We start from the raw sequence: 25666 nt of genomic DNA on the forward strand, positions 1-25666 counted from the left end.
CTCGTCCGTGCCCCGCATCATGATCCCCTCTCGCCGTGAGAAGGGGTGAATCATGTTCTGCATCCAAGGTCGAGGCCGACTATTTCAGCGACCTGTTAAAGAGGCTACAAACGAAGCCACGCGCGACGACTACAATCGATGCTTAACTGAGGGGATGAGGGAATTAGGAGCCTTAGAACGTAAGCCGCCGCCTGCTTTCATATCTTTGGCAACGGACTTCGCGAACAACTATGCAGGATCGGCGGCAGCTGTTTTATCCATTAGCGCAGCGTCCTTCTTCGGCGCCGACTGGCTAGCTGATGAAGTTAACTCCAATGCTGGCGCGAACATACTATTCTCGTCAGTTGCTGCGACAGCGACCGGCCTAGCGTCGGCCTCACTGATCCAAAGAGTCCAACGCCGCAGCCACGTCGGCCCTGACGTCTTAAGCTACGCCCTGGAAGCGATAGGCGATCCTACGAATGAGCAGATAGCTCGCAAAGCGGCCGCTGAAGCTTTCATAGCTAGGATGCAAAACCGATAAGGCCCGTAGATCGATTAGGCGCAACTTCGTGGGTTCAATTGCGTCGGATTGGCCATAATCCCCCTGCCAAGACAGGTGCATCAAAAACGGTGTTTCTTGGAACTCGCGGCGACTCAAGCGAAAATCTTGAACGATCTTGCGTCACAAACTCTTGGCAAAACTGCGTTTAGCTTTGGTGTTGATGGACCGTGCCCAACAGGTCGCGTGGCGCGCTGGTGCAGCCAAGGCACGGGCAGAAGGCTTCCCTGCGGTCGCTGTCGTCGGGCTCGATGCGGGGCAGACCCTGCGCGATGCCTGCGCCGCCGCTGGCGTTGATCCTGACGCCGACCGGGCCGTGATCGGCCTCCCGCTTTACGCCATGCCGCCCGGCGTTGCGATGAAGCTGCGACCGATGTTGCCGGTGCGCTGATCTTCGAATTCGGGCGGCATGGCCTGTCTGCCCGATGGCCGTTCGTTCTTCGGGATTGTTCCGAACGGTTTTGCCCCGGCGCTTCATCGCGTCGGGGCTTTTTTCGTTGCTGTCGCAAGCCGGGCAGGTAGATTTGGAGAAAATCAGAAGCAGGATCCGCCATGCGACTTATCGACCCGCGCAACGGGCAACAGGCACCGCTTGATGTGGATTTGGCGAAGCTTTGGGCCAGAGACTACGCCGAATGGTCGCGCGGCGAATGCACCCATGAGAACAAAGAACTTCGTCGCGGGACGAACAACGGCGGGCATCCTGTCATTCGTAATCAATGTTTGGACTGCGGGCTGCGTATCGGCAACGCGGTCAAGCCGCCGTCGAACGTCGAAGAACTGGCGTTTTTCGATGACGCGATGCACGACGCTTACAACGCGAAACGCACCGCAGCGAAAGAAAAGATCGACCAAAAGTATGTCGAAATCCAATTGCGGCGTTGGCGGGCGAAGGAGGAAGGCGACAGCTACTATCGTCAGGCCCACAACGCCTATCTTGCTTCGCCCGAATGGCGCGACCGTAGGCGGTTGGTCATGGAAAGGGCGCAAGGTCTTTGCGAAGGATGCAGACAGACAAGCGCGACCGAAGTTCATCACCTAAGCTATGAGCACTGGGGGCACGAATTTCTGTTCGAACTGGTCGCGCTATGCGGCGATTGTCACGACCGCATTCATGCGAAGGGCGACCACGAAGCATTGGTCGCAGGCTGCAACAACTGTCTTCACGCAAGCAAAGGCAGTTACTGCCGCATGTTCGACATGCCAATGGAAATGGCGTTGGACCCCGAAGGGCCGTGCACATTTGACCGCGAAGCTTTCGAAACGGCCAACTGACCCGGCAAGCCTATCCCCGGCCCGGCCCTTGGTGTTCACGCTTGCGTGATCGTTTCCGGTTCTGGCGGGGGCGGTTGGGTTGCCCGGTTGCCCTTAGGCAATTCTTAGGCAGAAGCATCGGCTCACCATTTTACCCTTTAAAAACGAGGGGAAATGGTGGGTGACCCTGGAATCGAACCAGGCGTGGGTCTCCCCGGCGGAGTTACAGTCCGCTGCCGCACCTTGCAGCTCGTCACCCGACGAGGGCGGGATGTAGCGAAGGGGCGGCGGGGCGTCAAGCGGGTTTTTCACGGCGCCGTGCCTTCCCGCACGCTTGTCAAAACGGGGCGGGCAGCGCAGAGAGGGCAAAACGGGAGCATGCGATGAAAAAACCGACCTGGGTGATCGACAAGGAACGTGCCAAACGCGCCGCTGCCGCGGAAACGCTGTGGCTTTTTGGCCTCCATGCGGTGCGCGATGCGCTGATGAACCCTGCCCGCGAGAAGCTGCGTCTCGTTTTGACGAAGAATGCCGCCGACAAGCTTGCTGCGGCGATCACGGCGGGAGGGCTCGCCCCCGAGATCGTCGATCCGCGCAAGTTTGACGCGCATGTGCCGCTTGGCTCCGATCAGGTGCATCAGGGCGCGGCGCTCGAAGTGAAGCCGCTCGATTGGGGCAAGATTGGCGATGTTGCCCTCGAAGGCGCGGGGGCGCCCCTGGTCGTGCTTCTGGATCGCGTCACCGATCCCCATAATGTGGGGGCAATCCTGCGTTCGGCCGAGGTGTTCGGGGCGCGGGCCGTTGTGGCGCCGCACCGCCATTCTGCGCCCGAGACCGGCGCACTCGCGAAAACCGCCTCGGGGGCGCTCGAGCGCCAGCCCTACCTGCGGGTGGTGAATCTGTCCGATGCGATGCGAGATCTGCAGGAGATGGGCTACGTGCTTCTGGGCCTTGACGGGGCGGCAGAGATGAGCCTCGCCGAGGGGCTGGCCTGGGCGGGGGCGCGGCCGGTGGGGATCGTGCTCGGCGCCGAGGGGCCGGGTCTGCGCGAAAAGACCCGCGAGACCTGCGATCTGCTGGTACGAATCCCCTATGCGAGCGATTTCGGCTCGCTCAATGTCTCGAATGCGGCGGCCATCGCGCTTTATGCCATCACAACGCGCGGATGATCACGAAGTGGCGATTCCGGCCATTTTGCGCCCCGCGACCCTTTAACGCGGGTTTTACATACCTATGTCTGACTGAGGCCGTGCGGCTTTGGAACCGCCGCGCGCCAAGTCACTGTCCCTCGTTCCACACTTTCACGCCCGGGTCCTTGTGGCTCGGGCGTTTTTTATCCGGAGTGGTTGATGACCGATGCCGAGCTGCGCGAGATCTTCAACGAAACCAGGACCATCGCCGTGGTGGGGTTTTCCGCCCATCCGGACCGGCCCTCGCATCAGGTTGCGGCCTTCCTGCAAGGGCGGGGCTACCGGGTGATTCCCGTCAACCCGGGCCTCGCCGGGCAGGTGCATCTGGGAGAGATGACCTATCCGGATCTGGCCGCGATTGCGCGCGGGATCAAGGTCGATATGGTCGATGTTTTCCGCGCGTCTGAGGCCGTGCCGGGGATCGTCGAGCAGGTGCTCGCCCATCGACCCGAGGTGCGCACGCTCTGGATGCAGCTTGGCGTGATACATGATGGTGCGGCCTGCGCCGCCCGCGCGGCGGGCAAGCGCGTGGTGATGGACCGCTGCCCGAAGATCGACCTGCCGCGGCTCGGGATGTGACGGGGGCCGGGGCGCTGCTTCCCGCTCCGCTCAGCCTTTCACCGCCGCCGCTGCCGTGACGATCGCATCGGCGATGAAATCAAGCTCGGCCCGGGTGAGGCGCGCGGGGAGCCGCGTGTCGCAGGCGCGCATCAGCATCGCGCGGGTCTTCGGCAGATCGGGGAGATCGCCGAGGAACTGCCAGTTCCAGTAGGCGCGGGCATTGTCTTGCGAGAGGCCGAACACCTGCACGCCGACGCCGCGTGCCTTTGCCTCGTCTTGCAGCCGCAGCGCCTCCGCATCGCTCCAGTCTCCGACCAGATTGAACTGCAGGCTGTCGGGCGCGCGGGTCTCGGGGCCAAGCGGCGGGGGCACGTCGAGCCAAGGGCTCTCGTTGAGTTTTGCGGCAACGTAATCATGGTTCGCGAGCCCGTCGCGCACGCGGCGCGGCACCTCGGCAAGCTGCGGGCGGATCACCGCCGCCGAGAGGTTTTGCATCCGCGTGTTGTAGAGCGGCAGCTTGTTTTGCCAGTGATGGAAGCTGTTTTGCAGCCCCGGATGTTTCTTCCAGTTATGCTCATAGGCGCCCGACATGATGATCGCGCGCGCGGCAAGCTCGGGGTCGTCGGTCACCAGCACGCCGCCTTCGCCCGCGTTCACCAGCTTGTAGCTCTGGAAGCTGAAGCAGCCGATCTTGCCGATGGTGCCGATCTTCTGCCCGTGCCAGAGCGTGCCAAGCGAATGCGCCGCATCCTCGATCACCGGCACGCCCCTGGCGTTCGCAAGCTCCATGATCGCGTCCATGTCGGAAGTGTGTCCGCGCATGTGGGAAATCATCACTGCCGCGATCGTGTCGTCGAACTTGGCGCGGAAATCTTCAAGGTCGATGCGGAAATTTTCGCCCACTTCAACGAGCACTGGCTCGCAATCGGCGTGCACGATTGCCGAGGGCACGGCGGCGAAGGTGAAGGCGGGCACGAGCACGCGCGCGCCGCGCGGCAGATCGAGCGCCTTCAACGAGAGGAACAGGGCGGCAGAGCAGGAGGCCACGCAGACCGCGTAACGCACCCCCATGAACGCGGCGAATTCCGCCTCGAGTTGGGAGACCGGCGCGTTTTCGGAGGTGTAGCGGAAAAGGTCGCCCGAAGAGAGCAGCCGCTCGATCTCGGCGCGGGCGGCCTCGGGGATCGGTTCGGCGTCATAGCAATTGGGGGCGGTCAGTCCATCACGGGGCATGTTCAGCTTTCCTGAATGTGACATTCGGGAAAGCTTTATGCTCGCGCGGCCTGCAGGCCAAGTGAAACTTTGACGACGCGGCCAAGAGCCGCTCAGACCCCGATCCGGTCGCGCAGCGAAAACCAGCTCATCCCCGCCACCAGAAGCGGCCAGCGCAGCCGCGCCCCGCCCGGAAAGGCGGGTTGCGGCAGCGTGGACATCACCTCGAAACCGTCGCCCGTCGCGGTGGCGGCCTCGGCCATCAGCCGCCCGGCATGGATTGCGAGCGCCACGCCATGACCCGAGAAGCCCGAGGCCGAGAGGCAGTTCGGCGCGGGGCGGCGGAAGCAGGGCATGCGGTTCACGGTGATCGCGAGCGTGCCGCCCCAGGCATGGGTGAGGCGCACCCCCTGAAGCTGCGGATAGATCTCTTCAAGCGGTTTGCGTACCTTGGCGGCAATATCGCGCGGGAAGCGGTAGCTCACCGTTTCGCCGCCGCCAAAAATCAGCCGGTCTTCATGCAAGCGCCAGTAATTGACCACGAATTTCAGATCATGCGCGGCGATATCGCGTGTGAAGACCTCTTGCGCGCGCGCGCCCAAAGGCTCGGTCGCGACGATGTAATTGTTGATCGGCATCACGCGGGCGGCGATGTCGGGTTCGAGCCGGTCGAGGTAGCCGTTCGCGGCCAAAATCACCTGATCCGCGATCACATGGCCCGCAGCCGTCTCCACCCGGCTCGGGGCGCTGGCCGTTGCCCCATGCGCAATATGGGTGACGGGGGACATCTCATGGAGCACCGCGCCCGCGGCCTCTGCCAGCCGGGCGAGGCCAAGGCTGAGATTGAGCGGATGCACATGGCCCGCGTCGCGGTCTAGATCGGCGCCGATAAAGCGCGGTGAGGGGATCAGCGCTTGCGTGGCGGCGCGGTCGAGAAGCTCGATCTTGTCGTAGCCGTAATGGGTGGCGAGATGCTCGGCCTCTTCGGTGAGCCAGCGCAGCTCGGAGGCCTTGCGGGCGGTATGGGCAATGCCGTGATGGGTTGGCACGCCCGCCTCGGCGGCCAGCGCATAAGTAAGAGCTTTCGCCTCCTCGGCCATGTCCCAGAGCCGGCGCGCGGCCCCGCCGCCCAGCATCTTCTCAAGCGTGATCATGTCGAGCCGCTGGCCCGACCCGATCTGCCCGCCATTGCGCCCGGAGGCGCCAAAGCCCGCGCGATGCGCCTCGAGCACGACCACGCGCCGGCCCGCCCGCGCCAGATGCAGCGCGGCCGAAAGCCCGGTGTAACCCGCGCCCACCACGCAAATGTCGGCGCGGATCTCGCCTTTGAGAGCCGGGCGCTCGGGCGCGGCGTCGCGTGTGTCGGCATAGAAGCTCGCCGGGTAATGCCCCGGCCGGTCATTGGCGAAAAGCAGGTTCATGCGTCACACGTTGAGCAGCAGGTGTTCGCGTTCCCAGGGGCTGATGACCTGGAGGAACTCCTTGTATTCGTTGCGTTTCACGGCTTCGTAAACGGTACAGAACTCGATCCCGAGCACCTCGCGCACCGGCGCGGAGTCAGACAGAATGTCGAGCGCATCGCCCAGATTGTAGGGCAGGTCGGTATCGCTCATATAGGCGTCGCCGATGCATTCGGGGCGCGGCATGCGCTTTTCCTTCAGCCCGATATAGCCGCAGGCCATCGAGGCGGCGAGGCCGAGATAGGGGTTGCAGTCCATCCCCGCGAGGCGGTTTTCAAGCCGCCGCGCCGCGGGGCCGGAGATCGGCACCCTGAGCCCCGTGGTGCGGTTGTCGCGGCCCCATTCGAGGTTGATCGGGGCGGCAAAATCCGGAACGTAGCGACGGTAGCTGTTCACGTAAGGCGCGAGCAGCGCCACCACCGCGGGCAGATGCGTCTGCATGCCGGCGATGAAATACATGAATTCCGCGCTTTCCGCCCCGTCCGGCTCGGAGAAGATATTCCGTCCCGTCGCCACATCGATCACCGACTGGTGGATATGCATCGCCGAGCCCGGCTCACCCTCGATCGGCTTGGCCATGAAAGTGGCAAAGCAATCGTGGCGCAAAGCCGCCTCGCGGATCAGCCGCTTGAAGTAGAAGATCTGGTCGGCCAAGGCCACCGGGTCGCCATGCGCGAGGTTGATCTCCACCTGACCTGCGCCGCCTTCCTGCAAGATGCCGTCGATCTCGAAGCCCTGCGCCTCGGCGAAATCATAGATATCGTCGATCACCTTGCCGTATTCGTCGACCGCGGACATCGAATAGGCCTGTTTGCCCGCGGCGCGGCGCCCTGAACGGCCCATCGGCGGGATGATCGGCTGGTTCGGGTCAAGGTTGCGCGCAACGAGAAAGAACTCCATCTCGGGCGCCACGATCGGCTTCCAGCCCTCGGCCTCATAAAGGCTGACAATGCGCTTGAGCACGTTGCGCGGCGCCACAGGCACCGGGTTGCCCTGCTGGTCATTCACATCATGGATCACCTGCAGCGTGATATCGGCCGTCCATGGCGCGGCGGAGGCCGTGGTCCAGTCCGGCGTCAGAATCATGTCGGGCTCGGTGAAGGCGCCCATCGGATTGTCCGCCCACTCGCCGGTGATCGTTTGCAAAAAGATCGAATTGGGCAGGAAGAAGCGGTCCTGATAGGCGAATTTCGAGGCGGGCATGGCCTTGCCGCGGGCAACGCCGGCAATATCGCCGACGATGCATTCCACCTCATCGAGGCGGCGGCCGGCAATGTAATCCTGCGCGGCCTTGGGGATCAGATCAGTCCATGAACGGGTTTTGTGAGGCATGAGATTCGCTTTCCGAAAAAGGGGGGAGGGGCTCGGTCAGGCGAAAGGGTCGGGCATCAGGCGCGCCAGCGGCTCGCCCTCGGCGATCATTCCGGCGCGCACACCCGCGCGGTCCGGTTTGGCGCGGTTTTGCGAGAGTTTCAGCTTGCCTTCCATCGACTGCACCTCGATTTCCAGCCCGGTGATGCCACGCAACTGCGCCGCGATGAAATCGGCAGGCGCGTCGGAAACCGCCCAAGGCTCCGGGCGATTGGCCTCCTGTGCCCGGGTCAGGGCGTCAATCTGGGCGCGCAGGAAGCTCTCGTCCTGCGTCAGCCGTGCCACGCCACGGACCTGCACCATTGCGTAATTCCACGTTGGCACGACACGGTGATGCTCCGCCTTGGTCGGATACCATCCGGGGTGGACATAGGCCTCGGCGGGCTGGAAAACGATCAGCACCTGCGGCGCGGCGGCGATCTCGGCAAGCTGCGGATTGGCCTTGGCCAGATGGGCACGCAGCACCCGCCCGCCGGCCGTTTCCACCAGTTCAAACGGCACGGGCCCCGCCATGATCCCGCCCGGGCCGGAGCTGATCAAGAGCCCCAGCGGATGCGCGGCAATCAGCGCGCCGAGCGTGGCACCATCCTCTTCGGCAAAGGCGGGCAGCCGATACATCCTACCCCCGCGTGAGGAAGAAATCGGCGATGCGCCGGGCAATGCGGCCGGAATCATTGCCCTGCCCAAGCTTTTCACGCGCGGCCGCCATCAGCGGGTCGGGTACGACGCCGGGGCCGCGGGTGGTGATCAGCCCCTCGACGAAAGCATCGCGGAACTCGGGATGCGCCTGAATCGTCAAGGCGGTCTCGCCATAGACGAGCGCGGCATTGGCGCAAAAGTCATTGCAGGCGATCACGCGCGCGCCCTCGGGGCGCCGCGTGACCTGATCGCGGTGCCAGGCGTTGAGGGTGACGGGCTCGCCCTCGAAATCATAGGTCTGCGGCCCGACCGCCCAGCCGCCCTCGTAGCGTTCCACCTTGCCGCCCATCGCCTGCGCGATGATCTGATGGCCGAAACAAATCCCCACCATCGGCACGCCTGCCTCAATGGCCTTGCGGATGAAATCCTCAAGCGGGGGAATGAAGGCATGATCCTCATAGGCGCCGTGGCGCGAGCCGGTGATCAGCCAGCCGTCGCAGTCATGCACATCGGCGGGAAACTGCATGTGCTCGACATCATAGCGCTGAAAGCTCAGCTCCGGGTGTGCGAGCAACGCGGTGAACATGTCGGGGTAATCGCCCGCTTCCTCCCGCAGGGGTTCGGGAGATTGGCCTGTTTGCAGGATGCCGATACGCATGGACGTCTCTTGATTGGATAAGTCAGGGTAGACCTCGCCGCGGCGAGGAGCAAGGGCCGCTGCCGCCCCGCGCCGTCCCCCCTCCCGGATATGTGAAGCCGACAAATGCGCCTTGGCTTCGGCTTTGACCAAATATTCCGGGGGGGCCGAAAGGCGGGGGCAGCGCCCCCCTCAGACGGTGTCGAGATAGAGCTCGGTCTGCTCTTCCTCCGAAAGCTCCGCCATGTAGTGGATCTCCTGACGCTTCGTCATCAGGAAGTTCTCGATCAGCTCTTCCTCGAAGATGCGCCGGATGAACGGGCAATTGTCGAAATTGTTGATCGCGAGGTTCCAGGTGGCGGGAAGCTGCGGCAGCCCCTGGGTATAGGCATTGCCGATGATCGGATCGTCGGGCGTCATCTCGTCTTCGATGCCGACGAGTGCGGCACCAAGGATCGCCGCGATCATCAGGTAAGGGTTCACATCGCCGCCTGCGACGCGGTGCTCGATGCGCCGCGCCGCCGGGCCGGAGGCGGGAATGCGCAGCGCCGCGGTGCGGTTCTCGTAGGCCCAGCCGATGCCGGTCGGCGCATGGGCATTGGGCACGAGCCGGGTGTAGCTGTTCTGATGCGGGGCAAAGATCAGCGTCGAGCCCGGCAGCGCCGCCATGCAGCCCGCCACCGCTTGCCGCAGCGCATCGGAGCCCTTTTCGGAGCCGTCGTTGAAGATGTTGTTGCCCTTCTCGTCAAGGATCGAGAAATGCGTGTGCATGCCATTGCCCGACCACATGTCATAGGGTTTGGCCATGAAGCTCGCGGCAAAGCCGTGCTCGCGGGCGAGCCCTTTCACCAATTGCTTGAAGAACCAGGCATCGTCGGCGGCCTTCAGCGGGTCGGGCTGGTGCATCAGGTTGAGTTCGAACTGCCCCGGCCCCGCCTCCGAGATCGCGGTATCGGCGGGGATGTCCATCGCCTCGCAGGCCTCGTAGAGCGCGGTGAAGAAGGCATCAAAGGCATCGAGCGCGCGGAGCGAAAGCGTTTCGCCCCCGGTGCGGCGTTTGCCCGAGCGGGGCGAGGGCGGCACGCGCAGGGTTTTGCCGGAATCGTCGATCAGGAAAAACTCGAGCTCGGTCGCCACCACCGGCGTCAGCCCCTGTTCGGCAAAGCGGTCCTTCACCCGGGCGAGCGCCTGGCGCGGATCGCCCGCATAGGGGCGGCCATCCATGTGGAACATCCAGATCGGCAGAAGCGCGGTTGGCGCCTCCAGCCAGGGCATCGGCAAAAACCCGCGTTCGGTGGGCAGCAAAAGCCCGTCGCAATCGCCGGTTTCGAACACCAGCGGGCTTTCCTCGATGTCCTCGCCCCAGATGTCGAGGTTCATTACCGAGAAGGGAAACCGGGTTCCCTCGGTAAAGACCTTGGGCGCAAACCGCGCGGGGATCCGTTTGCCCCGCGCCACCCCGTTCAGATCAGCCGCTGCCACGCGAATGGTGCGCACCTCGGGGTGTTCCTTCAGCCAGTCCATATCTCACCTGATGATTTGCGGCCTGATCCTCAGCTTGGGGCGGATATGCCCGGGCAGATGCCGGTTCAGGCGGCGGTTGACCATCCCGAAGAGCCCGATCACCGTCAGCGTGACGAGAATGAAATAGAAAGCCGTGATCGGATAGGGGATGAATGGGTTGAAGGTCTTGTCGGCGAAGAATTTCGCGTAATAGAGCGCGTCGCCGCGTTGTTGATAGGCCGGAAAGCCCGAGAAGAACACGAGCGTCGTGGCGTGAAAAAGGAAGATCGCCTCGTTCGTATAGGCGGGCCAGGCAAGGCGCAGCATGGTGGGCCAGAGTACGCGGCGGAACTTCGCAAAGCCGGTGAGCCCATAGGCATCGGCGGCCTCGATATCGCCCTTGGGCACCGCCATCAGCGCGCCGTGGAAGATCTCGGCCGAATAGGCGGAGGTATTTAGAAACAGCACGAACAGCGCCCCCGCCCAGGCCGAGGTGGTCCAGGAGGTCTCGATGGTGAGGCCGAACAGGTTGATGCCCGCTTTGGGCAGCATCACCAAAAGCTCATAGGTGAGGAAGAACTGGATGAAGAGCGGCGAGCCGCGGAACACAAAGATGAACCATTCCGAAGGGCGGCGCAGCCAACCCCGGGGCGAGGCCTTGGCGAGCGCGAGGGCTGTGGCAAAGAAAAAGCCGAAGCCCACCGCAAGCACGCCGAAATAGATGTTCCAGATCAGCCCCGAGCCGATCAGCGTGAATTCATGACACAGCGTGAAATCGCCCCGCGGCAGCACCCGCTCGCCAAAGCCGAGCGAGCGGAAGGCGTAATCCGCGATGATCTGGGGGCAACTGTCGCTCATGCCGCGGCCTTCCGCAGCGCTTCGCCCGCCATCGTCGCCTGACCGCGCGAGAGCCGCGTGGAAATTCGGCCCAGCACGATCTCGGAGACCTTGGTCATGGAGAGGTAGAAGACCAGCAGCACCAGCACATACCAGAACCGCCAGTCCGGGTGCGGATAGTCGTAGAGCTGCGATTTCGTGGCGCCAAGCTCGCGCGCCCAGTAGACGACATCCTCGACGCCCAGAAGGAACAGCAGCGGTGTCGCCTTGACGAGGATCAGCCAGAGGTTCGAAAGGCCCGGCAGCGCATAGGTCCACATCTGCGGAATGAGCACACGGCGGCGCACCTGCGCGGGTGACATGCCATAGGCCTCGGCCGTTTCAAGCTGCGCGCGGGGCACAGCATTCATCGCGCCGTAAAGCACATTGGCGGCAAAAGCGCCGAACACGACCGCAAAGGCAATAACGGCGAGCGAAAAGCCGTAAACCTCATGCCAGATCTGCGGTGTGGAGGAGAGCGGCAGCTTCGCCGCGGCACAGACGGAGAATTCGTTGTTGGCCCAGACCGGCGTGCCGTCATGCGGGCATTTGTAGAGATAGCGCAGATATTCGAGCCCCTGGTCCATCGCGACGGGCACGAACAGGAAAAACACGATATCGGGGATGCCGCGCACCATCGATGTGTAGAGCTTGCCGAACCACCGGAGCGGTGCAAAGGGCGAGCGCGCGGCAATTGCCCCGCCAAATCCGAAGGCGAGGGCGACAGGCGCCACAATCACCATCAGCGCGATCACCACGAAGAACGAGCCATAAAACATCATGTGCTTGCCCGTGGTCAGGTAGCACAGCAGCCAGGAAAGGCCCTCGAGGGTTTTCGGATCGGCGCAGGTGTCGAACATCGGCAGGATCGGGCAAAAGGGGGCGCGGGAGAGCCCCCGCGCCCGGTCATCTCAGGACAGGCGGATCAGAACAGCGCGGCGTCGTCGCCGAACCATTTTTTGATCATCGTGTTGAGCGAGCCATCGGCTTTCATCTCGGTGATCACGGCGTCGAATTTCGCCTTCAGCTCGGTGTCGGATTTGCGCATACCGATGCCGATGCCGCCGCCGAGCGGCACATCCTCGCCATCCCACACCAGTTCGCCGCCCTCGGTCACGAAGGGCGCCAGCGCGTCCTTGTCGGCAAAGACCGCATCGGCCTCGCCGTTTTTCACGGCGGCCACGGTGTCGTCGAGCGTGGAGAATTCAAGCAGCGTCGCGCCCGATTTGGCGACGTAATCGGCCTGGATCGTGCCGACCTGCGCCGCGACCACGCCCATGACGTCGGCATCGGCGGTTTTCGCCGCATAGGCCGAGGCCGCCGGCGGGTAATAGTTCTGGGTGAACATGATCGTTTCTTCGCGCTCGGGCGTGATGCTCATGCCCGCGATGATCGTGTCATAGTTGCCCGAGAGCAGGTTCGGGATGATGCTGTCCCAGTCGTTGGTGACCCATTCGCAGGTCAGCCCGGCCTTGGTGCACAGCGTGTCGCCCAGTTCGCGTTCGAAGCCGTCGACCTCGCCCTTGTCGTTGATGAAGTTATAGGGAGGGTAGGCGCCCTCCGTGCCCATGCGCACCACATCGGCGGCAAAGGCGGTGCCGGCGCTCAGCGCGAGCACAGCGGCGGTCAGGATCAGCTTCTTCATGGCTCTCTCCACTGTTGGGGTCTTCACTCAGGCCGGCGCCGTGGCCGACAGGAATTGTTGCAGGCGCTCCGACTTCGGCGCACCGAACAGCGTTTCGGGTGGGCCTTCTTCCTCGATCCGGCCCTGGTGCAGGAACACCACATGGTCGGAGACCTCGGCGGCAAGCCGCATGTCATGCGTGACAAGGATCATCGTGCGGTGTTCGCCCGCGAGATCCTTGATCACCTTCACCACCTCCTGCTGCAATTCGGGATCGAGCGCAGAGGTGGGTTCGTCGAACAAAAGCGCCTGCGGTTGCATGCAAAGCGCGCGCGCGATCGCGGCGCGTTGCTGCTGGCCACCCGAAAGCTGGGCGGGCCAGTTTTCCGCCTTGTCGCCGATCCCCACTTTCTCAAGCAGGCTGCGCGCGAGCGGCTCCACCTCCGCGGCCTTGCGGCCGAGCACAGTGACCGGCGCCTCCATCACGTTTTGCAGTACCGTCATGTGGCTCCAGAGGTTGAATTGCTGGAACACCATCGAGAGGTTGGTGCGAAACCGCGTCACCTGCGCACGGTCGGAAGGGCGGCGGGTGAGCCCCGCGCCCTGCCAGCGCACCGCCTCGCCGTTGAACAGAACCTCGCCCTGCTGGCTGTCCTCAAGCAGGTTGCAACAGCGCAGAAGGGTGGATTTTCCCGAGCCGGAAGAGCCGATCAGCGATACCACATGGCCCTTCTCGGCCCGGATCGATACGCCCTTGAGCACCTCGAGGGTGCCGTAGCTCTTGTGCAGGTTTCGGATCTCGATGACGGGTGCAGTCTCTGTCACGGTTCGGCTTCTCTTTGTCCGGTCGGTCAACTTGGCGCGATTTTGAGGCAGATTGCAACGGCGACTTGGCTTTGACCTTGAGGGAAGCGCCAAAAGGACAGGCAGGCGCCCGCAGTTTGGGCAAATGCCCGGCTCAGCCGCGCCGTGCCAGCACCCGTTTGCGCGCCAGACCCGAATCGCGGTCGCTGACCCCCAGAAGGTTCGCCGCGAGCCGGATCAGCGCATCTTCCTCAGGCGCGCGCGCGTTATCGGCAAGTGCCACCTCCCACATCGCTTCGATCACACCGTTGCGGTCCTCATAGGCGATCTTGTCCTTCAACGCGCGGGTGAAGCGCACGGTATCGGGGGCTTCAGCCTCCACCGTTTCGGCGCGTTCGCGCAGTGCTGCCGCGGCGGCATGACCAAGGCCCGCGCGCATCGCCAGCACCCGTTCGATATGCACCCGCTCGTCGGCGCCGTAATCGTTGTCCGCCCGCGCCAGCCGTACCAGAAGCGCCGCCAGCGCCAGTTCGGCATCATCGGCGGTCAGCGGGTCGGATTGCGGGAGCGGATCGGCCAGAAGGCCTGCGAGAAACTTGAACATGATTCCAGTCTAGCGTCCGGCGCGGCGGGGGCAAGCCTGTGACCAAACGTCGGGCATCGCGCAGGCCCTTGAACGAAGCGGTCTAGCAGGTCTATGGTCCGCCAAGGGGGACGAGTATGAGCCAGGTGCCACAGACGGACCGCAGCGAGATCCGGCGCGGGCGGAAATTCGACCAGGTGATCGAGGGCGCGCGCAAGGTGTTTTTGCGTGACGGTTTCGAGGGGGCCTCGGTCGATGACATTGCCCGCGAGGCGGGGGTGTCGAAAGCAACACTCTACAGCTATTTCCCCGACAAGCGGTTGTTGTTCATGGCAATTGCCAGCGGCGAATGCGAGCGGCAGGCCAATGAGGCGGTGGAATTCATCTATGCCGGAGAAAAGCCGGTCGATGAGGTTTTGCGCTACGCCGCGAAAGTGTTGATTGACTATCTGACCTCGGATTTCGGGCGCCAGACCTATCGGCTCTGCGTCGCCGAGAGCGACCGGTTCCCGGCGCTGGGCGAGCAGTTCTATGCCTCCGGCCCGCTTCTGGTGCGCCAGCGGCTCACTGAATATCTGCGCAAGGCGGCGGCCAAAGGCGAGGTAGTGATCGAGGATTACGATCTTGCTGCCGATCAGTTTGCCGAGCTTTGCAAGGTCGACATCCTCGCCGGACTGATGTGCGGCGTGATGGGCACGCTCACTCCGGAGCGGCGCAAACGCATCATCGACGGTGCGGTGGAGATGTTCCTCGCCCGCTATGGCACCAAACGCTGACACGCCGGAACATTGCCTGGGAGGCCCGCCACATGGCGGGCTTTTTAATGCCCGCCTCGTATTTGAGACGGGGGGGACAGTCGCGGCAAAATGAAAACGCGCCCCCGAGGGGGCGCGTTCGATGTTCGGGCGGGAGAGAAGGCTCAGTGCTTGCCTTTGTAGGGCGCCCAGAGCCGCTTGTTGGTGAGATAGAGCAGCACGCTCAGGAGCCCGAGCAGCACCACGGCCACCATGCCCATCTGCTTGCGCGCCATCAGTTTCGGCTCGGCCGCCCAGGTCAGGAAGGCCGCCACGTCATAGGCCATCTGGTCGATGGTGGCTTTGGTGCCATCTTCATATTCGACCTGATCCTCGACGAGCGGAGGCGGCATTTGCGCCCAGCTGCCATGGGTGATCTTCACGCCATTGGCGTCCTTGCAGCTGTCCGGCACGCCGCCGGGCTGGAAGGTGTGGTTATAGTAGTAGCCGTCGATCCCGTCCGGCGCACAGGGCGGGTTTTCCTCGAAGCCGATGACATAGTTGTAGATGTATTCCGGACCGCCGATGCCCTTGAAGAGCTGGTTCATGCCGGTGCCGTTCGGGCCGGAGAAGCCCTTGCGCGCTTTCGCCATCACCGAAAGGTCCGGACCCATGCCGTCGCCGATGCGGGTCGGAAACATGTCGGTTTCCTTGCGGTCACGTTCCTCGCCGGTGTCTTTGTCGACCACCGGGTCGAGCCCAGCGGCATATTCGCGCACGAAAGCCGGGTCGAGCTGCGGGCCGCCGTCATCGGAGAGCGTGCGGATCGGCACGAATTTCATGCCGTGGCAGGAGGAGCAGACTTCCGAATAGACTTGGAAGCCCCGGCGCAGCTGGGCCACATCGAAGGTCCCGAAGGGCCCCTCGAAGCTGAAGGCCACATCCGGCACGTTCTCGTCGTTCGCCATCGCCCCACCGGCGCTGATGATCAGCGCGGAAGCGGCAGAGATGAGAAGCTTTTTCATGATTACTGTCCTCTTCTCTCACTCGGCCGGATTGCCGTAATGGCTGTTGAAATCTTCCTCGATCGTCGCCGGCATCGGCAGCGGTTTCTCGGTCGCCCCCAGAAGCGGCAGGATCACGAGGAAATAAGCAAACCAGTAGGCAGCCCCGATCAGCGAGATCGTCGCGTAGGGTTCGCCCGTCGGCATCGCGCCCACCCAGGCCAGAACGACGAAGTCCACGACGAGCAGCCAGAACCACAGCTTGAACTTCGGACGATAGACACCCGAGCGCACTTTCGAAGTGTCAAGCCACGGCACCAGCGCCATCACGATGATCGCGCCGAACATCGCCAGCACCCCGAAGAGTTTGGCGTCGACGATACCGAAGGTCAGCCCGTCAACCAGGATCACGGCCCAGACGTCGGCAGTGAAGGCGCGCAGGATCGCGTAGAACGGCAGGAAGTACCATTCCGGCACGATATGCGCGGGGGTTTGCAGCGGGTTCGCCTGAATGTAGTTGTCGGGTTCGCCGAGGAAGTTCGGCATGTAGGCGACAACCGCGAAGAAGGCGAGCACCACGAGCGTGAGCGCGAACAGATCCTTGATCACGAAATAGGGCCAGAAGGGCAGGGTGTCCTTCTCGGCTTCCGCTTTCGAGCCGCGGCGCACTTCAACACCGGTCGGGTTGTTGTTGCCGGTCGTGTGGAACGCCCAGATGTGCAGCGCAACGAGGGCAGCGATCACGAAGGGCAGCAGATAATGCAGCGAGAAGAAGCGGTTGAGCGTGGCGTTATCAACAGCCGGCCCGCCGAGCAGCCATTCCTGCACCGCCGGACCAAAGCCCGGGAAGGCGCCGAAGAGGCCGGTGATCACAGTCGCGCCCCAGAACGACATCTGCCCCCAGGGCAGAACGTAGCCCATGAAGGCGGTGCCCATCATCAGCAGGTAGATGATCATGCCGATGATCCAGGTCACTTCGCGCGGCGCCTTGTAGGAGCCGTAGTAGAGACCGCGGAAGATGTGGATGTAAACGGCAAGGAAGAACAGCGAGGCGCCATTGGCATGAATGTAGCGCAGCGCCCAGCCGCCGTTCACGTCGCGCATGATATGCTCGACCGAGGCGAAGGCCATGTCGACATGGGGCGTGTAATGCATCGCCAGCACAACGCCGGTGACGATCTGCAGCACCAGCGTGAAGGCCAGCACGATCCCCCAGATCCACCACCAGTTCAGGTTTTTCGGCGTCGGGATCATGATCGTGTCGTAAATCAGGCTGACGATCGGCAGGCGATCATGCAGCCACTTCTCGATGCCCGTTTTGGGCTCGTAATGGTCGTGCGGAATTCCGGACATGTGTCTTCCCCTCAGCCCAGCTTGATGGTCGTGTCGTCGACGAAGGCCGCGACCGGGATATCGAGGTTGCGCGGCGCGGGGCCCTTGCGGATGCGGCCGGCCGAGTCGTAGTGCGAGCCGTGGCAGGGGCAGAACCAGCCGCCGAAATCGCCCGAAGCGCCGCCCATCGGCACACAGCCGAGGTGGGTGCAAACCCCGAGCATCACCAGCCATTCGCCCGCCTCGTCGAGGGTGCGGTTCTGGTCGGTGGCCTCGGCGCCCGGCTTGTTGGCGTTTTCGGCCGATTTGTCGCGCAGCGCCTCGAGCGGCACGGACCGCGCCAGGTCGATATCTTTCTGGTCACGACGACGGATGAAGACGGGCTTGCCGCGCCATTTCACCGTCAGTTGCGTGCCCACCTCGACGCTCGACACGTCGACAAAAATCGATGCGAGTGCCTTGACGTCGGCCGAAGCGTTCATCTGGTTGATCAGCGGCCAGATGGCCGCCCCTGCCGCCACGACCCCCGTCGCGGCGGTGGCATGGTAGAGGAAATCCCTCCGAGTGCCTTCGTAGTCTTCTGCGTGGGACACGTGTCTTCTCCCTTCCCGAACTTGAATGACAAGCCGATGCGCCATTGCAGGCCGCACGGGGTGCGGCCAAACATGGCTTTCCGTTTAACGCCGGCGCCTTTGTCAGTCCAGCAGACAATCACAATGGGGTGGGGCGAAATGCCGCAAGATCGGCCGAGTCGCGCTTTTATGTCGCTGCCTCATGGGCTTGGTTGGGCGGTCACGGCGCAGAATTGCTTAATCCGGCGCCAGCATATATCCCGCCCCACGCACCGTCTGCAAATAGCGCGGCTCACGCGGATCGGGCTCGATCTTGCGCCGGAGCCGGGTGATCTGCACATCGACCGCGCGGTCGCCCGCGCCGTCCTCGGCTCCGGCCGCGCGGTCGCGGCCAAGCTCCTCGATCAGATCTGTGCGCCCGATCACTTCGCCGGCCCGTGCCGCAAAGATTCGCATCAGCGCCGCCTCAGTCGCGGTGAGCCGGACCAGCGCCTCTCCCTGCCAGAGTTCGCCGCGCTCCAGCTCGTAGCGCAGCGGGCCGAGGCTGATGAATTTCGGACCACGCGCCACCGCCTCTGGCACGCGCCGCAGAATTGCATTGATGCGCAATAAAAGTTCTTTCGGTTCAAAGGGCTTGGGCAGGTAGTCATCCGCCCCTGCCTCAAGTCCCTCGATCCGGTCGCGGGTCTCGCCGCGGGCGGTGAGCAGAAGGATCGGAGTTGCGATCCTGGTGCGCAGATCGCGTGTGAGCGAGAGCCCGTCTTCGCCGGGCATCATCACATCAAGCACGATCAGGTTGAACTCGAGCCCGGCGAGGAGTTTGCGCGCATGCGCCGCATCGCGCGCGGCGGTTACGAGAAAGCCGCTGCGGATCAGGAACTTCTGCAACAGCCCGCGGATCCGCTCGTCGTCATCGACGATCAGGAGATGCGGAGGTGCGGCGCTCATGCGTCGTCCTTCAGCATCTGGTAATGGCGGCGCAGGTTGGGGTCCATCATCGCTTCCAGCACCTGCCGGAATCCGGCCACAGCCTGCGGTCCGGCGGCGCGATAAGCGGCGCGCATGCGCGCCCGCTGCGCCTCTGTCAGCGCCCGCTCCAGCGCCTCTCCCGCCTCGGTGAGAAAAAGATGCCGCTCGCGCTTGTCGCGCTTGCCGACCCGGCTCTCGACCAACCCGTCCTCGATCAGCGTGCGCAACACCCGGTTCAGGCTTTGCTTCGTCACCCCCAGCACCGAGATCAGCGTCGTCACCGTAAGCCCCGGCTCGCGGTTGATGAAGTGGATCGCACGGTGATGCGCTCGGCCGTAATCATGCTTCGCCAGGATCCGGTCCGGATCGGCGGTGAAGCCGCGATAGGCAAAGAACATCGCTTCGATGCCCTTGCGCAATTGCTCGTCGGTCAGAAACAGGAGCGTTTCGCCCCCGGGTGCCCCGGTATCGGCCATGTGATCCTCGCTTTTTGCCTTTTTAGGGCAGCCTTGTTGACTTTCCAAGAATCAATTGTTACCGAAGCGCAGAAATTGCGCAACATTATGTCCGAGGCGGCCCTAATTTGCGCAATTTGTGAAAACCGAGGCTCGATAGGAGGGCGAAATGACCGGTGCATATGACGATCGTGACGGCACGATCTGGATGGATGGCAAATTGATCGAATGGCGCGATGCAAAGGTCCACATCCTGACCCATGCACTGCATTACGCCTCGGCCGTCTTCGAGGGCGAGCGCTGCTACGACGGCAAGATCTTCAAGGGCGTGGAACACTCGCAACGGCTGCGCCATTCGGCGGAACTGCTGGACATGGAAGTGCCCTATTCGGTGGAAGAGATCGAAGCCGCGAAATACGCGATGCTGAAGGCGAATGGCTGGACCAATGCCTATGTGCGCGTGCTGGCGTGGCGCGGGGCGGGCGAAGACATGGGGGTCTCGGCGCGGCGCAACCCGGTGCGGATGGCGGTCGCGGGCTGGGAATGGGGCAACTACTACGGTGATGCGAAGATGAAGGGCGCGAAGCTCGACATCTCGAAATGGCGCCGCCCCGATCCGCTGACGATCCCCTCGGCGGCGAAGGCCTCGGGGCTCTACATGATCTGCACCATGTCCAAGCATGCCGCCGAGGCAAAGGGCTGCTCGGACGCGCTGATGATGGATTACCGCGGCTATGTGGCCGAGGCGACCGGGGCGAACGTGTTCTTCGTCAAGGATGGCGAGGTGCATACGCCGCTGCCGGATTGCTTCCTCAATGGCATCACCCGGCAGACCGTGATTGCGATGATGCGCGAGAAAGGCATCACCGTGCATGAGCGTCACATCGAGCCGGTGGAACTGGCAGGCTTCGAGCAATGCTGGCTGACCGGCACGGCCGCCGAAGTGACGCCGGTGGGGCAGATCGGCGAGTTCCGCTTTGACGTGGGTGCGCTCACCCGCGATGTGGCGCAAAGCTACGAAAAACTCGTGCGCGCCTGAGACGCGGGCCCGAAACAACACCGCCTGTCGACCCCGAAGAGTCGGCAGGCGGCGCTCGCCACCTTCCCGGCCCGAAAGCCGGGGTTCGAGGATAAAGGCTGGACCGAGCAACCCGGAGGCACGTCGATGACGTGCCTTTTTCATTGCCAAGAACGAAAACCCTGCCTCCGGTATGGACGCAGATTTGCACAAATGCTCCAAGATAGGCGCCGATAGAGCACTCAGACGCTATCGACGCCGGATCTGTCCCGGCGGGGTCGGATCGTCCCCGGGTTCAGCCTTCCGCCTTGGCGTCCTCACGGTCAATGCGCAGGAACTCCCGCACCTTCGCCGCCCCGCGCTCGGCGGGCCGTTGCGCAAGGGTTTCCACGGCGGGATGCACGCCATCCTTGCGGTCGATGTCGAGGAATTGCTGCGTGCGGCTGCCTTCGGCCTGCGGCGCGGCATGGTCGATGATGTGACGGGTCATGTCTGCCTCCTCCAACTTCATCGCTTGAACCCTAGCACAGAATCGCGCCCGGGTCTTTGCGCTCGGTCATGGTAGGGCAAGAAATTGCGCATCGGCCGTGCGGCTTCAGCCGCCGCTCACTCCGCTCGTCGCCTTGCGCACGCGTTTGCGCTCAAGCCCGAGCCGGTGTTCGCGCCAGATGATCATCACCCCCGCGATCATGATCAGCCCCGCGCCGCCGAGCATCCAGACCGTCGGCACCTCCCCAAAGAGCCAGTAGCCGATGCCGAGCGCGAAGAGCATCGAAGCGTAATCGAAGGGCGCGATGATCGAGGCATCGGCGAAACGGTAGGAGGAGGTGAGCAGGATCTGCCCGAGCCCGCCCAGAAAACCGCAGGAGATCAGCAAGATTGCCTCGGTTGGTCGCGGCATCACCCAGCCGAAGGGAAGCGTGATCAGCGAAAGCGTGGTCGAGGTGATCGAGAACCAGAACACGATGGCGGACGTGCGTTCTGTTGCCACCATTTTGCGGATGAAGACCTGCGCCAGCGCGGCAAACGTGGCTCCCATCACCACGACCATCGCGCCAAAGGCCTGCGCGGTATTCTCTCCTTCGACCTCGCCCAGCCGCGGCCAGAGCACGATCAGCACGCCCACGAGCCCGACGGCGACCGCCGAAAGGCGGAACGCCCGCACCTGCTCGCCCAGAAACATCGCGGCGAAGATCACCACAAGAAGCGGCGTCGCATAGCCTAGCGCCGTCACCTCGGGCAGCGGCAGAAAGGCGAGCCCGGCAAAGCCAAGCCCCATCGCCGAGGTGCCCGCAACCCCGCGCCAGACATGGCCAAGCGGGTTTTGCACCTTCAGCCCGACATGCAGTTCGCGCCGCCAGGCCAGCCACCCAAGGATCACCGGCAGCGCGAAAAAGGAGCGGAAAAACACCGACTCGCCGGGCGGAACATGGTCCGAGACGACCTTGATCAGGCTCGACATGGCGATGAAAACGAGCACCGAGCAGAGCTTGAGCATGATCCCGGTGACGGGGCTCGGGTGCAGGCCAGCGGCGGCGGGGGGAGGGGCGGAAGACATGCGTGAAAGCTAACGCATTGACCGTCGAAGGAAAGGGTCAATCGTGCCCGATTGTCGCAAGCCGCGCGCATGCCCAGCTTGCGGCCTCTGCAACGCTGGGCTCGGGGTCGGCGGTGAGGGCGCGAGCAAAGGGAAGGAGATCTGGCAGGCCGGAGTTCCCCGCCGCGTAAAGCGCGTTGCGCACCAGCCGGTCGCGGCCGATGCGCTTGATCGGCGAGCTGGCAAAGCGGGCGCGGAAGGCGGTATCGTCGAGCGCGAGCAGCTCGGCAAGGGGCGGGGTGCCGTGGCGGGTGGCATAGCCGATGTCGCGCGCGGTCACGGCGAACTTGTTCCACGGGCAGGCGGCAAGGCAATCGTCGCAGCCGTAAATGCGGTTGCCGAGGAGCGGGCGGAGCGCCGGTTCGACCGGGCCGCGATGCTCGATCGTGAGATAAGAAATGCAGCGGCGCGCATCAATGCGGTAGGGCGCGGGGAAAGCGCCGGTCGGGCAGGCGTCGAGGCAGGCGGTGCAGGAGCCGCAATGGCTCACGTCGGGTGCGTCGGGCGGCAGTTCAAGCGTGGTGAAAAGCGCGCCAAGGAAAAACCAGTTGCCGAGATCACGGGCCAGAAGATTGGTATGCTTGCCCTGCCAGCCGAGCCCCGCGGCCTCGGCCAGCGGCTTTTCCATCACCGGGGCGGTGTCGACGAAAACCTTGATCTCGCAGGGCTCCTCGGCAATCAGCCAGCGCCCGAGCCGCTTGAGGCGTCGTTTCACGAGGTCATGGTAATCCTTGCCCTGTGCATAGACCGAGATCGCGCCAGCCTCTTTTACCGCCGTCGCGGCGCGCGGGTCGGCCTCGGGGGTGTAGTTCTCGGCAAGCATGATCACCGAGCGCGCCTCGGGCCAGAGCGCGGCGGGGTTGGCGCGCCACGCCATCCGCTCGGCCATCCAGCCCATCTGCCCGTGATGGCCCGCAGCAACAAAGCCCGCCAGATCTGCGGGCAGGTCCGGGCGGGAATCGGGCCGCGTGATGCGCGCTTTTGCAAAGCCCTCGGCGAGAGCCTGCGCGATCAACCGGGTCTTCAGCCGTTCCAGAGGAGCCTCCATCTCTTCGCCCCGCCATAAGCGATCTGGCCGGCCCCGGAAACACGTTCCCGTGCGCAATCGCGGGCTTGTCTTTTCCTGGCCTCATCATGTCGGATTCGCGCGACGTATGATGCGACAATATGTCAATCTCTTCGCATAGGGGAGCCGGCCGCAGAGCCGGAACTGGCACGCCGGCGCAGAACCGGCACATTGGCGCAAAGAGACAGCGGAAGGGGCAGCATGCACCCGGGCCGAACGGCTCGGTCTGTGCCGCATGCCCGGGGAGACCCGCCTTTTGCGCCCGCTCGCCGCGCCCCGAAACCGCCGGGCCGCAAGGTCCAGATGAAGCCAGCACCTGCGGGGAGGCAGGGCAAGTGAGGTGACAGATGCTTGAAGCGTCCGAAATCCGCGCGGAGCTTTCCGCCCGCCGCAAGAATTACTCCCTGTCCCGCGCGCTTTACTGCGACGAAGGCGTGTTCGGGACCGATCTTGAGCAGATCTTTTACCGGGAATGGCTGTTCGCGCTGCCCGCCTGCCAACTGGTGAAGGCGGGGGATTACGCCACGCTGCAGGTGGGCGCCTATCCGGTGATCGTGGTGCGCGGGGCGGATGGCATGATCCGCGCCTTCCACAACGTCTGCCGCCACCGCGGCCAGCGGCTTTGCGCCAAGGCCACCGGCACAACGCCGAAGCTTGTTTGCCCCTATCACCAATGGACCTATGACCTTGACGGAAAACTCCTCTGGGCCAAGGACATGCAGGAGGATTTCGAGCCCGGCAAACACGGGCTGAAAAAGGTGCATTGCATCGACATTGGCGGCATGGTCTTCGTGTGCCTGGCCGATGTGCCGCCCGCGATTGCGGATCTTGCAGGCACGCTCGGGCGCTACCTCGCCCCCGCCGGGCTGAAAAACGCCCGCGTCGCCCATGTCTCGACCATCGTCGAGAAGGGCAACTGGAAGCTCGTGATCGAGAACAACCGCGAATGCTACCATTGCGGCGGCTCGCATCCTTCGCTGTGCCGCACCTATTCGGACAACCCGCGCATGACGGCGATGGAAGGCCCGGAGGCCGCGAGCCCCGACATTCTTGCGCATTGGCAGCGTTGCGAGGCGGCGGGCCTGCCCTCGCGCTTCATCCATCATCCGAAAATGCAGTGGCGCCTTGCGCGCATCCCGCTGCTCAATCAGGCCGAGAGCTACACCATGAGCACCAAGGCCGCGGTGAAGGGCAAGCGCATGGGCGAGATGCCCTTCAACGATGCCGGAAGCCTGCTCTTCTTCCATTATCCCAACACCTGGAACCACTTCCTCGCCGATCATGCGATCGTGTTCCGCGTGCTGCCGATCTCGGCCACCGAAACCGAGGTGACAACAACCTGGCTCGTGCCGGGCGATGCCGTCGAGGGGGTGGATTACGACCTGAAGGAACTGACCGAGGTCTGGATGGCGACCAATGACGAGGACCGTCAGGTGGTCGAGGAAAATCAGGCCGGCATTCGCTCGCCCGCCTATGAGCCCGGCCCCTATTCGCTGGTGCAGGAAGAAGGCGTGATCCAGTTCGTCGACTGGTATTGCGACACGCTCACCGCGCGGCTCGGCCCCGCGCCTGCCGTGGCGGCCGAATAGATGCGGCGCCAGAACTGGGCTGGCGCGCCCTGGAACGACGCCGAACTGCTCGAATGCGCGATGGTGGTCCCCGAGACCCGTGACAGCGCCACAATCACCTTCCGCGCGCCTTCGGGCGCGTGGTTTGACTACATGGCGGGGCAGTTCCTGACCTTTGATCTGCCGGTGCCGGGCAATCCGGTCTCGCGCAGCTACACGATCTCGTCCTCGCCCTCGCGCCCGCTGTCGCTCTCGATCACCGTGAAAGCGCAGCCCGGCTCGATCGGCTCGCGCTGGATGATCGACCAGCTCAAGCCCGGCATGCAGTTGCGCGCCCGCGGCCCGATGGGGGCGTTCAGCGCGCAATTGCACCCGGCGCGCAAATACCTGTTCATCTCGGCGGGCTCGGGCATCACGCCGATGATGTCGATGACCACCTGGGCCTGGGACAGCGGCGAGATGCCGGACATCGTCTTTGTCCATGCCGCGCGCCGCCCCTCGGAGATCATCTTCCGCAACCGGCTGGAGCAATTCGCCGCCCGCGTGCCGGGGCTGCAATTGCGCTTCACCGTCAAGGAGCCCGATCCGTTCTCGGTCTGGCATGGCCATCACGGACGGCTCAACCAGATCATGCTTGGTCTGATGGCGCCCGATTACCTTGAGCGCGAGGTGTTCTGCTGCGGCCCCGAGCCCTTCATGCAGGCCGTGCGCGAGATCCTCGGCACCATCGGCTTTGACATGAGCCGCTATCATCAGGAGAGCTTCGGCCCGCCCGAGATCCCGTTCGATCCGGGCGCGGAGGCGGCGGAGATCGCGGCCTCGGGCGACAGCGAGATCCATTTCGCCGCCTCGGGCGTGCGCGAGCCCTGCACCGAAGACGAGACCGTGCTTGCGGTTGCCAAGCGCGCCGGGCTCAACATCCCGTCGGGGTGCAATTTCGGGCTGTGCGGCACCTGCAAGGTGAAAAAGACCGAAGGCGAGGTGCAGATGGTCCACAACGGCGGCATCTCGGACGACGAGATTGCCGCGGGCTATATTCTGGCCTGCTGCTCGCGCCCGAGGGGCGCGGTGGCGGTCGAGGTCTGAGCCCGGGCGC

Annotated in this window: 27 protein-coding genes and 1 tRNA gene; 8 read left to right on the forward strand and 20 right to left on the reverse strand. The window is 63.9% G+C overall.

Annotation, left to right across the window (positions count from 1 at the left end):
• Positions 1–704: 704 nt before the first annotated feature.
• Together CRO22_RS16265 and CRO22_RS16270 are read left to right on the forward strand one after the other, a co-directional pair.
• Entirely contained in the window at positions 705–932 is a 228-nt protein-coding gene (locus tag CRO22_RS16265; protein WP_097071218.1) for a hypothetical protein, read from the forward strand.
• Between the two features lie 161 nt (positions 933–1093).
• Entirely contained in the window at positions 1094–1816 is a 723-nt protein-coding gene (locus CRO22_RS16270) for an HNH endonuclease (RefSeq protein ID WP_097071219.1), read from the forward strand.
• Between the two features lie 154 nt (positions 1817–1970).
• Here the strand turns inward: CRO22_RS16270 and CRO22_RS18945 are convergent.
• Positions 1971–2054: transfer RNA gene (locus CRO22_RS18945), tRNA-Tyr, on the reverse strand.
• Between the two features lie 124 nt (positions 2055–2178).
• On the opposite strand from CRO22_RS18945, the gene rlmB reads away from it, so the two are divergent.
• Positions 2179–2964: a 23S rRNA (guanosine(2251)-2'-O)-methyltransferase RlmB gene (gene rlmB / locus CRO22_RS16275; protein WP_097071220.1), complete on the forward strand. Its 786-nt coding sequence runs from the start codon at positions 2179–2181 to the stop codon at positions 2962–2964.
• Positions 2965–3144: 180 nt separating this feature from the next.
• Positions 3145–3564, forward strand: coding sequence for a CoA-binding protein (locus CRO22_RS16280; RefSeq protein ID WP_097071221.1), 420 nt, complete (start codon positions 3145–3147; stop codon positions 3562–3564).
• A 30-nt stretch (positions 3565–3594) separates the two neighbouring features.
• Here the strand turns inward: CRO22_RS16280 and CRO22_RS16285 are convergent, their stop codons facing one another.
• The 11 genes from CRO22_RS16285 to CRO22_RS16335 form a co-directional block, all read right to left on the reverse strand.
• Positions 3595–4779 carry a DegT/DnrJ/EryC1/StrS family aminotransferase gene (locus CRO22_RS16285; protein ID WP_097071222.1) on the reverse strand — a complete coding sequence of 395 codons (1185 nt, stop codon included), beginning with the start codon at positions 4777–4779 and terminating at the stop codon, positions 3595–3597.
• 92 nt (positions 4780–4871) lie between these two features.
• Positions 4872–6179, reverse strand: coding sequence for an NAD(P)/FAD-dependent oxidoreductase (locus CRO22_RS16290; protein ID WP_097071223.1), 1308 nt, complete (start codon positions 6177–6179; stop codon positions 4872–4874).
• Between the two features lie 3 nt (positions 6180–6182).
• Entirely contained in the window at positions 6183–7550 is a 1368-nt protein-coding gene (locus CRO22_RS16295; RefSeq protein WP_097071224.1) for a glutamine synthetase family protein, read from the reverse strand.
• A 36-nt stretch (positions 7551–7586) separates the two neighbouring features.
• Complete coding sequence (locus CRO22_RS16300; protein ID WP_097071225.1) at positions 7587–8207, reverse strand: FMN-binding negative transcriptional regulator; 621 nt, start codon at positions 8205–8207, stop codon at positions 7587–7589.
• A 1-nt stretch (position 8208) separates the two neighbouring features.
• Positions 8209–8886, reverse strand: coding sequence for a type 1 glutamine amidotransferase (locus tag CRO22_RS16305; RefSeq protein WP_097071226.1), 678 nt, complete (start codon positions 8884–8886; stop codon positions 8209–8211).
• 171 nt (positions 8887–9057) lie between these two features.
• Positions 9058–10389: a glutamine synthetase family protein gene (locus tag CRO22_RS16310; protein ID WP_097071227.1), complete on the reverse strand. Its 1332-nt coding sequence runs from the start codon at positions 10387–10389 to the stop codon at positions 9058–9060.
• Positions 10390–10392: 3 nt separating this feature from the next.
• Positions 10393–11226 carry an ABC transporter permease gene (locus tag CRO22_RS16315; RefSeq protein WP_097071228.1) on the reverse strand — a complete coding sequence of 278 codons (834 nt, stop codon included), beginning with the start codon at positions 11224–11226 and terminating at the stop codon, positions 10393–10395.
• Positions 11223–12104 (reverse strand): ABC transporter permease, encoded by an 882-nt coding sequence (locus tag CRO22_RS16320; protein ID WP_097071229.1) that lies wholly within the window; start codon positions 12102–12104, stop codon positions 11223–11225. Before CRO22_RS16320 ends, CRO22_RS16315 begins: the two co-directional genes overlap by 4 nt.
• A gap of 65 nt (positions 12105–12169) precedes the next feature.
• Positions 12170–12889, reverse strand: a complete 720-nt coding sequence (locus tag CRO22_RS16325; protein WP_097071230.1) for a transporter substrate-binding domain-containing protein — start codon at positions 12887–12889, stop codon at positions 12170–12172.
• A 27-nt stretch (positions 12890–12916) separates the two neighbouring features.
• Positions 12917–13693, reverse strand: a complete 777-nt coding sequence (locus tag CRO22_RS16330) for an ABC transporter ATP-binding protein (RefSeq protein WP_097071231.1) — start codon at positions 13691–13693, stop codon at positions 12917–12919.
• 133 nt (positions 13694–13826) lie between these two features.
• Complete coding sequence (locus CRO22_RS16335) at positions 13827–14276, reverse strand: tellurite resistance TerB family protein (RefSeq protein ID WP_097071232.1); 450 nt, start codon at positions 14274–14276, stop codon at positions 13827–13829.
• A 116-nt stretch (positions 14277–14392) separates the two neighbouring features.
• Here CRO22_RS16335 and CRO22_RS16340 point away from each other — a divergent pair, with 116 nt between their 5' ends.
• Complete coding sequence (locus tag CRO22_RS16340) at positions 14393–15031, forward strand: TetR/AcrR family transcriptional regulator (RefSeq protein WP_097071233.1); 639 nt, start codon at positions 14393–14395, stop codon at positions 15029–15031.
• Between the two features lie 143 nt (positions 15032–15174).
• On the opposite strand, the gene CRO22_RS16345 is transcribed toward CRO22_RS16340, so the two are convergent.
• The 5 genes from CRO22_RS16345 to CRO22_RS16365 form a co-directional block, all read right to left on the reverse strand.
• Positions 15175–16014: a cytochrome c1 gene (locus CRO22_RS16345; protein WP_097071234.1), complete on the reverse strand. Its 840-nt coding sequence runs from the start codon at positions 16012–16014 to the stop codon at positions 15175–15177.
• 18 nt (positions 16015–16032) lie between these two features.
• A complete protein-coding gene (gene petB / locus CRO22_RS16350; RefSeq protein ID WP_097071235.1) occupies positions 16033–17346 on the reverse strand; it encodes a cytochrome b in 1314 nt (437 codons plus the stop codon).
• An 11-nt stretch (positions 17347–17357) separates the two neighbouring features.
• Positions 17358–17918, reverse strand: coding sequence for a ubiquinol-cytochrome c reductase iron-sulfur subunit (petA, locus tag CRO22_RS16355; RefSeq protein ID WP_097071236.1), 561 nt, complete (start codon positions 17916–17918; stop codon positions 17358–17360).
• Between the two features lie 216 nt (positions 17919–18134).
• Entirely contained in the window at positions 18135–18845 is a 711-nt protein-coding gene (locus tag CRO22_RS16360; protein WP_097071237.1) for a response regulator, read from the reverse strand.
• Positions 18842–19342 (reverse strand): MarR family winged helix-turn-helix transcriptional regulator, encoded by a 501-nt coding sequence (locus CRO22_RS16365; protein ID WP_097071238.1) that lies wholly within the window; start codon positions 19340–19342, stop codon positions 18842–18844. Before CRO22_RS16365 ends, CRO22_RS16360 begins: the two co-directional genes overlap by 4 nt.
• Before the next feature lie 148 nt (positions 19343–19490).
• On the opposite strand from CRO22_RS16365, the gene CRO22_RS16370 reads away from it, so the two are divergent.
• Complete coding sequence (locus CRO22_RS16370; protein ID WP_097071239.1) at positions 19491–20360, forward strand: branched-chain amino acid aminotransferase; 870 nt, start codon at positions 19491–19493, stop codon at positions 20358–20360.
• A gap of 274 nt (positions 20361–20634) precedes the next feature.
• Here CRO22_RS16370 and CRO22_RS16375 read toward each other — a convergent pair whose 3' ends face one another.
• From CRO22_RS16375 to queG, 3 genes are all read right to left on the reverse strand, one after another.
• Positions 20635–20829: a hypothetical protein gene (locus CRO22_RS16375; protein WP_097071240.1), complete on the reverse strand. Its 195-nt coding sequence runs from the start codon at positions 20827–20829 to the stop codon at positions 20635–20637.
• A gap of 105 nt (positions 20830–20934) precedes the next feature.
• Entirely contained in the window at positions 20935–21897 is a 963-nt protein-coding gene (locus CRO22_RS16380) for a DMT family transporter (RefSeq protein ID WP_097071241.1), read from the reverse strand.
• A gap of 37 nt (positions 21898–21934) precedes the next feature.
• Positions 21935–22984 carry a tRNA epoxyqueuosine(34) reductase QueG gene (gene queG, locus CRO22_RS16385; RefSeq protein WP_097071242.1) on the reverse strand — a complete coding sequence of 350 codons (1050 nt, stop codon included), beginning with the start codon at positions 22982–22984 and terminating at the stop codon, positions 21935–21937.
• Between the two features lie 365 nt (positions 22985–23349).
• Here queG and CRO22_RS16390 point away from each other — a divergent pair, with 365 nt between their 5' ends.
• Positions 23350–24591: an aromatic ring-hydroxylating oxygenase subunit alpha gene (locus CRO22_RS16390; protein ID WP_097071243.1), complete on the forward strand. Its 1242-nt coding sequence runs from the start codon at positions 23350–23352 to the stop codon at positions 24589–24591.
• Complete coding sequence (locus CRO22_RS16395; protein WP_097071244.1) at positions 24592–25656, forward strand: hybrid-cluster NAD(P)-dependent oxidoreductase; 1065 nt, start codon at positions 24592–24594, stop codon at positions 25654–25656.
• Positions 25657–25666: the final 10 nt, after the last annotated feature.

Source organism: Rhodobacter maris (assembly GCF_900217815.1).
In the GTDB taxonomy this organism is placed as follows: Bacteria; Pseudomonadota; Alphaproteobacteria; order Rhodobacterales; family Rhodobacteraceae; genus Rhodobacter; species Rhodobacter maris.

Coding starts and splice junctions, on each gene's coding strand:
- CRO22_RS16265 (WP_097071218.1), top strand. CDS start 705: ATGGACCGTGCCCAACAGGTCGCGTGGCGCGCTGGTGCAGCCAAGGCA.
- CRO22_RS16270 (WP_097071219.1), top strand. CDS start 1,094: ATGCGACTTATCGACCCGCGCAACGGGCAACAGGCACCGCTTGATGTG.
- rlmB (WP_097071220.1), top strand. CDS start 2,179: ATGAAAAAACCGACCTGGGTGATCGACAAGGAACGTGCCAAACGCGCC.
- CRO22_RS16280 (WP_097071221.1), top strand. CDS start 3,145: ATGACCGATGCCGAGCTGCGCGAGATCTTCAACGAAACCAGGACCATC.
- CRO22_RS16285 (WP_097071222.1), bottom strand. CDS start 4,779: ATGCCCCGTGATGGACTGACCGCCCCCAATTGCTATGACGCCGAACCG.
- CRO22_RS16290 (WP_097071223.1), bottom strand. CDS start 6,179: ATGAACCTGCTTTTCGCCAATGACCGGCCGGGGCATTACCCGGCGAGC.
- CRO22_RS16295 (WP_097071224.1), bottom strand. CDS start 7,550: ATGCCTCACAAAACCCGTTCATGGACTGATCTGATCCCCAAGGCCGCG.
- CRO22_RS16300 (WP_097071225.1), bottom strand. CDS start 8,207: ATGTATCGGCTGCCCGCCTTTGCCGAAGAGGATGGTGCCACGCTCGGC.
- CRO22_RS16305 (WP_097071226.1), bottom strand. CDS start 8,886: ATGCGTATCGGCATCCTGCAAACAGGCCAATCTCCCGAACCCCTGCGG.
- CRO22_RS16310 (WP_097071227.1), bottom strand. CDS start 10,389: ATGGACTGGCTGAAGGAACACCCCGAGGTGCGCACCATTCGCGTGGCA.
- CRO22_RS16315 (WP_097071228.1), bottom strand. CDS start 11,226: ATGAGCGACAGTTGCCCCCAGATCATCGCGGATTACGCCTTCCGCTCG.
- CRO22_RS16320 (WP_097071229.1), bottom strand. CDS start 12,104: ATGTTCGACACCTGCGCCGATCCGAAAACCCTCGAGGGCCTTTCCTGG.
- CRO22_RS16325 (WP_097071230.1), bottom strand. CDS start 12,889: ATGAAGAAGCTGATCCTGACCGCCGCTGTGCTCGCGCTGAGCGCCGGC.
- CRO22_RS16335 (WP_097071232.1), bottom strand. CDS start 14,276: ATGTTCAAGTTTCTCGCAGGCCTTCTGGCCGATCCGCTCCCGCAATCC.
- CRO22_RS16340 (WP_097071233.1), top strand. CDS start 14,393: ATGAGCCAGGTGCCACAGACGGACCGCAGCGAGATCCGGCGCGGGCGG.
- CRO22_RS16345 (WP_097071234.1), bottom strand. CDS start 16,014: ATGAAAAAGCTTCTCATCTCTGCCGCTTCCGCGCTGATCATCAGCGCC.
- petB (WP_097071235.1), bottom strand. CDS start 17,346: ATGTCCGGAATTCCGCACGACCATTACGAGCCCAAAACGGGCATCGAG.
- CRO22_RS16360 (WP_097071237.1), bottom strand. CDS start 18,845: ATGAGCGCCGCACCTCCGCATCTCCTGATCGTCGATGACGACGAGCGG.
- CRO22_RS16365 (WP_097071238.1), bottom strand. CDS start 19,342: ATGGCCGATACCGGGGCACCCGGGGGCGAAACGCTCCTGTTTCTGACC.
- CRO22_RS16370 (WP_097071239.1), top strand. CDS start 19,491: ATGACCGGTGCATATGACGATCGTGACGGCACGATCTGGATGGATGGC.
- CRO22_RS16375 (WP_097071240.1), bottom strand. CDS start 20,829: ATGACCCGTCACATCATCGACCATGCCGCGCCGCAGGCCGAAGGCAGC.
- CRO22_RS16380 (WP_097071241.1), bottom strand. CDS start 21,897: ATGTCTTCCGCCCCTCCCCCCGCCGCCGCTGGCCTGCACCCGAGCCCC.
- queG (WP_097071242.1), bottom strand. CDS start 22,984: ATGGAGGCTCCTCTGGAACGGCTGAAGACCCGGTTGATCGCGCAGGCT.
- CRO22_RS16390 (WP_097071243.1), top strand. CDS start 23,350: ATGCTTGAAGCGTCCGAAATCCGCGCGGAGCTTTCCGCCCGCCGCAAG.
- CRO22_RS16395 (WP_097071244.1), top strand. CDS start 24,592: ATGCGGCGCCAGAACTGGGCTGGCGCGCCCTGGAACGACGCCGAACTG.